We start from the raw sequence: 8,348 nt of genomic DNA, 5'->3' as shown, positions 1-8,348 counted from the left end.
GCCCTGAACCTGCGCAGCCCCGCCCACCGCACCGAGCGCGAGCTCCTCAAGCTCGCCCTCCAGCACCCGCACCTGGTCTCCCCGGCCTTCGACGCGTACGGGGTGGACGAGTTCACGGCCCCGCCCTACGCGGCGGTGCGCCAGTGCATCATGGACGCCGGCGGCGCCACCGACGCCCCCTCGGACTACCTTCCGGCCGTCATGGACTCCGCGCCCGACGACACCGTCCGCGCGCTCGTCACCGAGCTCGCCGTGGAGGCGGTCCACGCCCGCGTGGTCGACGAGGCGTACGCGGGCGAGCAGCTCGTCGCCGTCCGCCGCCGCGCCGTCGACCGCCGCCTGCTCGACATCCAGGGCACCCTGGCCCGCCTCGGGCAGAACGGCGACCCCGAGCGACTGGCCGCCGTACAGAACGAGTTGTGGGTCCTCCAGCAGTACGGCCAGGCCCTGCGCAACCGGGGCGTCGAAGCCCTCTGAGCCCCGGGCGCGCCCCACCGGGACGCGTCCGGCCGGACTGCCCGGGCCCCCGCGGGGTACCCGGCTCCCCGACAGCGCGGCGCGCGACCGTTGCCGTACGGGTAACCGCCCGGTCACGGACCGGCTTCAAAAAGTCACCGCACGCCCCTCGTGGCGGAGATGTGTCGTACCCCACACTGGGGGGCGGTGCCTGAGTCCTCGGAGCGCGGCCGGCCCACCGAAGGTGGGTACCACACCCCCGCGGATCCGCTCATCGTGTACGGGACGGACAGCGGCCCGGCCGCCCCCGTCCCGCTGCCGCACGCCCCCGATCCGGCAGCGATCACCCTGGAGGTCGCCCCCGTGCAGACCCGGACCCTGACCGACAACGACGTCGTGGCCACCGTGCCCCCGCAGACCCGGGCCGTACTCCATCCCGAGGCCGAGGTGCCCCCCGTCGAACTCGTCGACGACGTGGTGGAGGTGCCGGAGCCGCCCGAGCGAGCGCCCGGGCGCGCCGACACCGGCGGCCCCTCGTCCGATCTCTTCCGCCAGTACCTGCGCGAGATCGGGCGCATCCCGCTGCTGACCGCCGCGGAGGAGGTCGAGCTGGCGCGCCGGGTGGAGGCGGGCCTGTTCGCCGAGGAGAAGCTCGCCGGGACCCCGGACCCGGACTCCCGGCTCGCCGTCGACCTCGACCGGCTGGTGGTCATGGGCCGGATGGCCAAACGCCGGCTGATCGAGGCGAACCTGCGGCTGGTCGTCTCCGTCGCCAAGCGCTATGTGGGGCGCGGGCTCACCATGCTCGACCTGGTGCAGGAGGGCAACCTCGGGCTGATCCGCGCGGTCGAGAAGTTCGACTACGCGCGCGGCTACAAGTTCTCCACGTACGCGACGTGGTGGATCCGCCAGGCCATGTCCCGCGCGCTCGCCGACCAGGCCCGCACCATCCGCGTCCCCGTCCATGTGGTGGAGCTGATCAACCGCGTGGTGCGGGTGCAGCGCCGGATGCTCCAGGAGCGCGGCTACGAGCCGACGCCCGAGGAGGTCGCCGCCCATCTCGACCTGCCGCCCGAGCGCGTGAGCGAGGTGCTCCGGCTCGCCCAGGAGCCGGTCTCGCTGCACGCGCCCGTGGGCGAGGAGGACGATGTGGCGCTGGGCGACCTGATCGAGGACGGCGACGCGGCGTCCCCCGTGGAGTCGGCGGCCTTCCTGCTGCTGCGCGAGCACCTGGAGGCCGTGCTGTCCACGCTGGGCGAGCGCGAACGCAAGGTGGTCCAACTGCGCTACGGGCTCGCGGACGGGCGCCCGCGCACGCTGGAGGAGATCGGCCGCATCTTCGGCGTCACCCGCGAACGCATCCGCCAGATCGAGTCCAAGACCCTGAACAAACTCCGCGACCACGCCTTCGCCGACCAGCTGCGCGGCTATCTGGACTGAGGGGGAGCGGGCGGCGGCCCGCTCCCCGCCCCGCCGTCAGTCGACCTCGGCCACCGCCTGGGCGAACTGCGCCGCGTACAGCCGGGCGTAGGCGCCGTCGGCGGCCAGCAGTTCGTCGTGCGTGCCCTGTTCCACGATGGCCCCGTTCTCCATCACGAGGATCACGTCCGCGTCCCGGATCGTGGAGAGCCGGTGGGCGATCACGAACGACGTCCGCCCGTGCGCCAGCCGTGCCATCGCCTTCTGGATCAACACCTCGGTCCGGGTGTCCACCGAGCTGGTCGCCTCGTCGAGGACGAGGATCACCGGGTCGGACAGGAACGCCCGCGCGATGGTGATCAGCTGCTTCTCGCCCGCGCTCACCCCCGTGCCCTCGTCGTCGATCACGGTGTCGTACCCGTCCGGCAGCGTCCGGACGAACCGGTCCGCGTGCGCCGCCCGGGCCGCCTCCTCGATCTCCTCGCGGGTGACCGGCCGGTCGGCGCCGTACGCGATGTTGTCCGCGATGGTGCCGCCGAACAGCCAGGTGTCCTGGAGCACCATGCCGATGCCCGCGCGCAGTTCCCGGCGCGACATCCGGGCCGCGTCCACCCCGTCCAGGGTGATCCGCCCGCTCCGCACCTCGTAGAACCGCATCAGCAGATTGACCAGCGTCGTCTTGCCCGCGCCCGTCGGGCCGACGATCGCGACCGTCTGCCCGGGCTCGACCTTCAGCGACAGGTCCTCGATCAGCGGCTTCTCCGGGTCGTACCGGAACGCCACCTTCTCCAGGGTCACCGCGCCGCGCCGCTCCACCGGCCGCTCGGCCGACTCCGCGTCCGGCTCCTGCTCGTCCGCGTCGAGCAGCTCGAAGATCCGCTCGGCGGAGGCGACGCCCGACTGCACGAGGTTCGCCATCGAGGCGACCTGGGTGAGCGGCATCGAGAACTGCCGGGAGTACTGGATGAAGGCCTGCACATCGCCGATCGACAGCGCGCCCGAGGCGACCCGCAGCCCGCCGACGACCGCGACCAGCACATAGTTCAGGTTCGAGATGAACATCATCAGCGGCTGCATCACGCCGCTGTTGAACTGCGCCCGGAACCCGGCCTCGTACAGCGCCTCGTTCTGCTCGTCGAACTGCCGCGCCGACTCCTCCTGGCGCCCGAAGACCTTCACCAGGGTGTGCCCGGTGTACATCTCCTCCACATGCGCGTTGAGCCGGCCCGTGGTCTTCCACTGCTGGACGAACTGCGGCTGCGACCGCTTGCCGATCTTCGTGGCGACGAACACCGACAGCGGTACGGTCGCCAGCGCCACCAGGGCCAGCAGCGGCGAGATCCAGAACATCATCGCGAGGACGCCGACGATGGTGAGAGCCGAGTTGATGAGCTGCCCCATCGTCTGCTGCATCGTCTGCGAGATGTTGTCGATGTCGTTGGTCGCCCGGCTGAGCACCTCGCCGCGCTTGGCGCGGTCGAAGTAGGACAGCGGCAGCCGCGACAGCTTCGCCTGCACCTGCTCGCGGATCCGGAACACCGTACGGTTGATCGCCCGGTTGGAGAGCCGGGTCGCCACCAGCATCAGCAGCCCCGCGCCCACGTACACCGCGAGCGCGACGAGCAGCACCCGGCCGACCGCGCCGAAGTCGATGCCGTGGCCGGGGGTGAAGTGCACCCCGGAGAGCATGTCGGCGAGGCCGCCGTCGCCCTTGTCGCGCAGCCGCTCCAGCGCCTGTTCCTTGGTCGTCCCGTCCGGCATCTGCCGGCCGACGACGCCCGCGAAGACCAGGTCGGTCGCCTTGCCGAGGATCTTCGGCCCGACCACCGAGAGCGCCACGCTGAGCACGGCGGCCACGAGCATCACATAGAGCGTGCCCTTCTCCGGCGCGAGCTGTCTGAGCAGCCGCTTCGACGAACCCTTGAAGTCCATCGAGCGTTTGCCGTCGCCCTGGCCCATCATCCGGGCCATGTTTCCGCTCATGCCGCCTCGGCCTCCGTCAGCTGGGAGAGCACGATCTCCCGGTACGTCTCGTTCTCGGCCATCAGCTCGTGGTGGCGGCCGGTGCCGACGACCCGGCCCTCGTCCAGGACGACGATCCGGTCGGCGTCGCGGATCGTGGAGACCCGCTGGGCCACGATGACGACGGTCGCCTCGCGCGTCTCGCGCAGCAGCGCCGCCCGCAGGGCCGCGTCGGTGGCGTAGTCGAGCGCGGAGAACGAGTCGTCGAAGAGGTAGATCTCCGGGCGCTGCACCAGGGTCCGCGCGATGGCGAGCCGCTGGCGCTGGCCGCCGGAGACATTGGTGCCGCCCTGGGCGATGGGCGCGTTGAGCCCGCCCTCCAGTCGGCTGACGAACTCCTTGGCCTGGGCGACCTCCAGGGCGTGCCAGAGCTCCTCGTCGGTGGCGTCGGGATTGCCGTACCGCAGATTGGTCGCCACCGTCCCGGAGAAGAGGTACGGCTTCTGGGGCACCATCGACACCGTCTTGGCGAGCAGTACGGGATCGATCCCCCGCACGTCCTCGCCGTCCACCAGGACCGCGCCGCCCGTCACGTCGAACAGCCTCGGTACGAGCCCGAGCAGCGTCGACTTGCCGCTGCCGGTCGACCCGATGACCGCGGTGGTCTCGCCGGGGCGAGCCACCAGGTCCACGCCCTTCAGGACGGACTCCTCGGCGCCGGGGTAGGTGAAGTCGGCGCCGCGGACCTCCAGATGGCCGCTGCGGCGCAGCTCGCGGACGGGGGCCTTCGGCGGCACCACGCTGCTGTCGGTGCCGAGGACCTCCTCGATCCGCTCGGCGCAGACCTCGGCGCGCGGCACCATCATGAACATGAAGGTGGCCATCATGACGGCCATCACGATCTGCATCAGATACGTGAGGAACGCGGTGAGCTGGCCGATCTGCAGGGAGCCGCTGTCGATCCGGTGGGCGCCGAACCACACCACGGCCACCGAGGAGACGTTCACGACCGTCATCACCGTCGGGAACATCAGCGCCATCAGCCGCCCGGTGCCCAGCGAGACATCGGTCAGCTCGGTGTTGGCGCCCTTGAAGCGGTCCTTCTCGTAGTCGTCCTTTACGAACGCCCGGATCACGCGGTTGCCGGTGATCTGCTCGCGCAGCACGCGGTTCACCGTGTCCAGGCGGGTCTGCATGGTGCGGAACAGCGGGCGCATCCTGCGCACGATCAGCGAGACGCAGATGCCGAGGACCGGCACCACGGCGAGCAGCACCGCCGACAGCGGCACGTCCTGGCCGAGCGCCATGATGATGCCGCCGACGCACATGATCGGCGCCGACACCATCAGCGTGAACGACATCAGCGTCAGCATCTGGACCTGCTGCACGTCGTTGGTGGTCCGGGTGATCAGGGACGGCGCCCCGAAGTGGCCCACCTCGCGCGAGGAGAAGGACTGCACGCGCGCGAAGACGGCCGCGCGCATGTCCCGGCCCAGGGCAGCGGCGGTGCGTGCGCCGAAGTAGACGGCGCCGACGTTGCAGACCACCTGGACGAGGCTGACGGCGATCATGACGCCGCCGAACTCCAGGATGTAGCCGGTGTCCCCGTCGACGACACCGTTGTCGATGATGTCGGCGTTCAGGGTCGGCAGATAGAGGGTCGCGCAGGTCTGGAGCAGCTGGAGCAGCACCAGGAGCGCGATCGGTTTCTTGTACGGAACCAGATGGGTCCGCAGGAGTCGTATGAGCACGTGAAGGCTCTCCGGGTCGGCAAGATCGAGGGGTTCGACCCCCATCTTGCGACACTCCACCCCGGGAACCTCAACCGATTAAGCCAAGGGCGAGTCAAAAGGATGAGTCAAGAACGGACCTCCGGCGTAGTCAAGACGACACGCCGGAGAATCCCCCGTACGGCTTGTTCCGCGCCCCCGGTGACCGGGGCGCGCGCTCACGCCCCGGTGTCGAAGGCGCCGGGGTGGATCTCGTCACGCGTCGCGATGTACTGCTGGCGCACCGCCTGACCCACGGCCAGCTCCTCGCCCGGCTCGAAGACCTGCGCCGCCGCGCCCTGCCAGGCCGGCGGGGTGTGCGCGGCCAGCGAGCCCTGCGAGACACCGAGCGCCCATGCCGCCTGCCGGGCCGCGCCGAGAGCCGCGTACTCGGCCGGCTGCGGGACGACCACCTGGGTGCCCAGGATCGCGGGCGCCGCCGCCTGCACGGCCGGCAGCTCGGCCGCCGCGCCGAGCAGGAAGACCCGGCGCACCTCGACCCCGCGCGAGCGCAGTACGTCGAGCGCGTCCGCCAGCGAGCAGAGCATGCCCTCGAACGCGGCCCGCGCCAGATGCTCGGGCTTCATCGACTCGCGCCGCAGCCCGGCGAGCGTCCCGGCCGCGTGCGGCAGCCGGGGGGTCCGCTCACCCTCCAGATACGGCAGCAGGACCAGCCCGCTGGCGCCCGGGGTCGACTTCAGCGCCAGCGCGGAGAGCTCCTCCAGGCTCTCCACGGCGAGCATCTCCGCCGTGCCGCGCAGCGCCCGTACCGCGTTGCTCGTATGCACCACGGGCAGATGGCGGCCGGTGGCGTCGGCGAAGGACGTAATCATCCCGGCCGGGTCGGCCAGCGCCTCGTGGTGCACGGCCATGACCGAACCCGACGCCCCGAGCGAGACGACCGCGTCGCCGGGCCCGACGCCGAGGCCGAAGGCCGCGGCCATCGTCTCGCCGGTGCCGGCCGAGATCAGCAGCCCCTCGGGGGTGGTGCCCGCCGCGTCGGAGGGGCCGAGAACCTCGGGCAGCGCCACGTGGTGGCCGAGCGCGAGCTCGACGAGGTCGGGCCGGTAGAAGCCGGTCGCGGCCGACCAGTAGCCGGTGCCGGAGGCGGCGCCACGGTCGGTGGTGCGCCGGGCCGGCCGGCCCAGCAACTGCCACACCAGCCAGTCGTGTGCCTGGACGATCGCGGCGGTGCGCTGGGCGGCCTCCGGTTCGTTACGGGCCAGCCAGCGCAGCTTCGCCACGGCCTGCGCGGCCTGCGGCACGCTGCCGACGGCCTTGGCCCACGCCTCGCGCCCGCCGAGCGCGTCGGTCAGATCCGCCGCGGCCACCTGGGCGCGCTTGTCGTTGCCGCTCAGCGCGGCCCGGACGAGGGAGCCCTGGGCGTCCAGCGCGATCAGCGCGTGCTGCTGGGCGGCGACCCCGATGGCCTGCACGCCTTCGAGCAGCCCGCCCGCCGCGGCCTCGCCGAGCGAGAGCAGCCAGGCCTGCGGATCGACCTCGGTGGCCTTCTGGTCGACGGGATGCGGGGCGTACCCCTGCCGCAGGACGGCACCGGTGTCGGTGTCGCAGACGACGATGCGAGTGAAGGCGGAAGAGCTGTCCAGCCCGGCGACTATCCCCATGGGCACGATTCTGCATCACGCGGGGGCCCATCGGGCCCCCGCGGCCACCGGCTCTTGCGGGGCGCCGGTGTCAGGTGTTGCTGGTACCCCAGTCGTCCTCGCCGCCCTGGCCGCGCCCGCGCAGCGAGCGCACCCGGTCGGCGATCGACTTCGGCGCCTTGTCCCCGACCTTGTCGGACACCTTCTCGCTCACCGCGTGGATGGCCTTGCCCGCGTACGCCCGGCCGTTCTGCGCGGCGGACTCCGCGGTGTTGCGCACGGCCGGGTTCTGGGCGACCTGGCGGGCGGACTTCTTCAACTGTTCATAACGCTCGCGTCCGGCCCGGGTTCCGAGCACGTACCCGACGACGAGTCCGACGGCGAACGTGAGCCGGTAGCGCATGGCGGTCACCCTTCTGTGGCGTCTGTCCGACGTCACTGTGACGTCGTGTGCTGCGCCTACCCGCGCAGCCCCGTGATCACCCGGGGCGGAACCGATTGGCGGAGCACCCCCCTGCTTGCGCTAATGTATGTGTCGCAGCGAGCGCACGCCGCCCGGGGACACCCGGGGTGGGTACGTTCGACGCAACGAGACATTCCCCTGTAGCTCAATTGGCAGAGCAGCCGGCTGTTAACCGGCAGGTTACTGGTTCGAGTCCAGTCGGGGGAGCTCGGTCTCCTGTAGCTCAATTGGCAGAGCAGCCGGCTGTTAACCGGCAGGTTACTGGTTCGAGTCCAGTCGGGAGAGCAGTGAAAAGGGCCCCTCGCGGGCCCTTTTTCATGCCCCCGGGAACCACGCGGGGCGTGACGGGGTCCTCATGGACGTGCGTTGCCGACCATCCGAGGCAGGAGATCGTATGAGCGGCTATGCTGCGGCAGACGGCGCGCACAAATGTGCGCGACGCGCCGTTAGGGGCGGTAGCTCAGCCGGTTAGAGCAGCGGACTCATAATCCGTCGGCCGTGGGTTCGAGTCCCACCCGCCCCACTCTGCGTTCCCTCCGCAGAAACGTTTCAACCTGCGCGGTGTGCCTGCGCGGGGGTGAGCCCCGGCCTTCTCGTGGTCGGGGCTCTTCGTATGCGTGGCCGCGGCCGGGGAACGGTCGCGCGGGGCGGCCGTGCCGGGGAGCGGGTTCGGTG

General features: G+C 71.3%; 5 protein-coding genes, 3 tRNA genes and 1 pseudogene. 5 read left to right on the top strand and 4 right to left on the bottom strand.

Annotated elements, in window-relative coordinates; translation table 11 throughout:
* Both ACJA3G_RS23555 and ACJA3G_RS23550 read left to right on the top strand, forming a co-directional pair.
* Nucleotides 1-477 (top strand): annotated as a pseudogene (locus ACJA3G_RS23555) (DNA primase); the annotation flags it as partial.
* A gap of 186 nt (nucleotides 478-663) precedes the next feature.
* Nucleotides 664-1,896 (top strand): RNA polymerase sigma factor, encoded by a 1,233-nt coding sequence (locus tag ACJA3G_RS23550; protein ID WP_406555022.1) that lies wholly within the window; start codon nucleotides 664-666, stop codon nucleotides 1,894-1,896.
* Nucleotides 1,897-1,932: 36 nt separating this feature from the next.
* On the opposite strand, the gene ACJA3G_RS23545 is transcribed toward ACJA3G_RS23550, so the two are convergent.
* The 4 genes from ACJA3G_RS23545 to ACJA3G_RS23530 all read right to left on the bottom strand — a co-directional run bounded on the left by ACJA3G_RS23545 (nucleotide 1,933) and on the right by ACJA3G_RS23530 (nucleotide 7,613).
* Entirely contained in the window at nucleotides 1,933-3,858 is a 1,926-nt protein-coding gene (locus tag ACJA3G_RS23545) for an ABC transporter ATP-binding protein (protein WP_406555021.1), read from the bottom strand.
* A complete protein-coding gene (locus tag ACJA3G_RS23540; RefSeq protein WP_406555020.1) occupies nucleotides 3,855-5,588 on the bottom strand; it encodes an ABC transporter ATP-binding protein in 1,734 nt (577 codons plus the stop codon). Before ACJA3G_RS23540 ends, ACJA3G_RS23545 begins: the two co-directional genes overlap by 4 nt.
* A gap of 197 nt (nucleotides 5,589-5,785) precedes the next feature.
* Entirely contained in the window at nucleotides 5,786-7,231 is a 1,446-nt protein-coding gene (locus ACJA3G_RS23535) for an FGGY family carbohydrate kinase (protein WP_406555019.1), read from the bottom strand.
* A 70-nt stretch (nucleotides 7,232-7,301) separates the two neighbouring features.
* Nucleotides 7,302-7,613, bottom strand: a complete 312-nt coding sequence (locus ACJA3G_RS23530) for a YtxH domain-containing protein (protein WP_406555018.1) — start codon at nucleotides 7,611-7,613, stop codon at nucleotides 7,302-7,304.
* Between the two features lie 194 nt (nucleotides 7,614-7,807).
* Between ACJA3G_RS23530 and ACJA3G_RS23525 the strand changes: the two genes are divergently transcribed.
* The 3 genes from ACJA3G_RS23525 (at nucleotide 7,808) to ACJA3G_RS23515 (ending at nucleotide 8,196) form a co-directional block, all read left to right on the top strand.
* A tRNA-Asn gene (locus ACJA3G_RS23525) sits at nucleotides 7,808-7,880 on the top strand.
* Between the two features lie 5 nt (nucleotides 7,881-7,885).
* Nucleotides 7,886-7,958 (top strand) — tRNA-Asn (locus ACJA3G_RS23520).
* A gap of 164 nt (nucleotides 7,959-8,122) precedes the next feature.
* Nucleotides 8,123-8,196, top strand: a tRNA-Ile gene (locus ACJA3G_RS23515).
* Nucleotides 8,197-8,348: the final 152 nt, after the last annotated feature.

Source organism: Streptomyces sp. YS-3 (assembly GCF_045257485.1).
Taxonomy (GTDB): Bacteria; Actinomycetota; Actinomycetes; order Streptomycetales; family Streptomycetaceae; genus Streptomyces.
The sequence above is the reverse complement of the archived record's forward strand: the minus strand, read 5'-3'. Positions and strand labels throughout refer to the sequence as shown.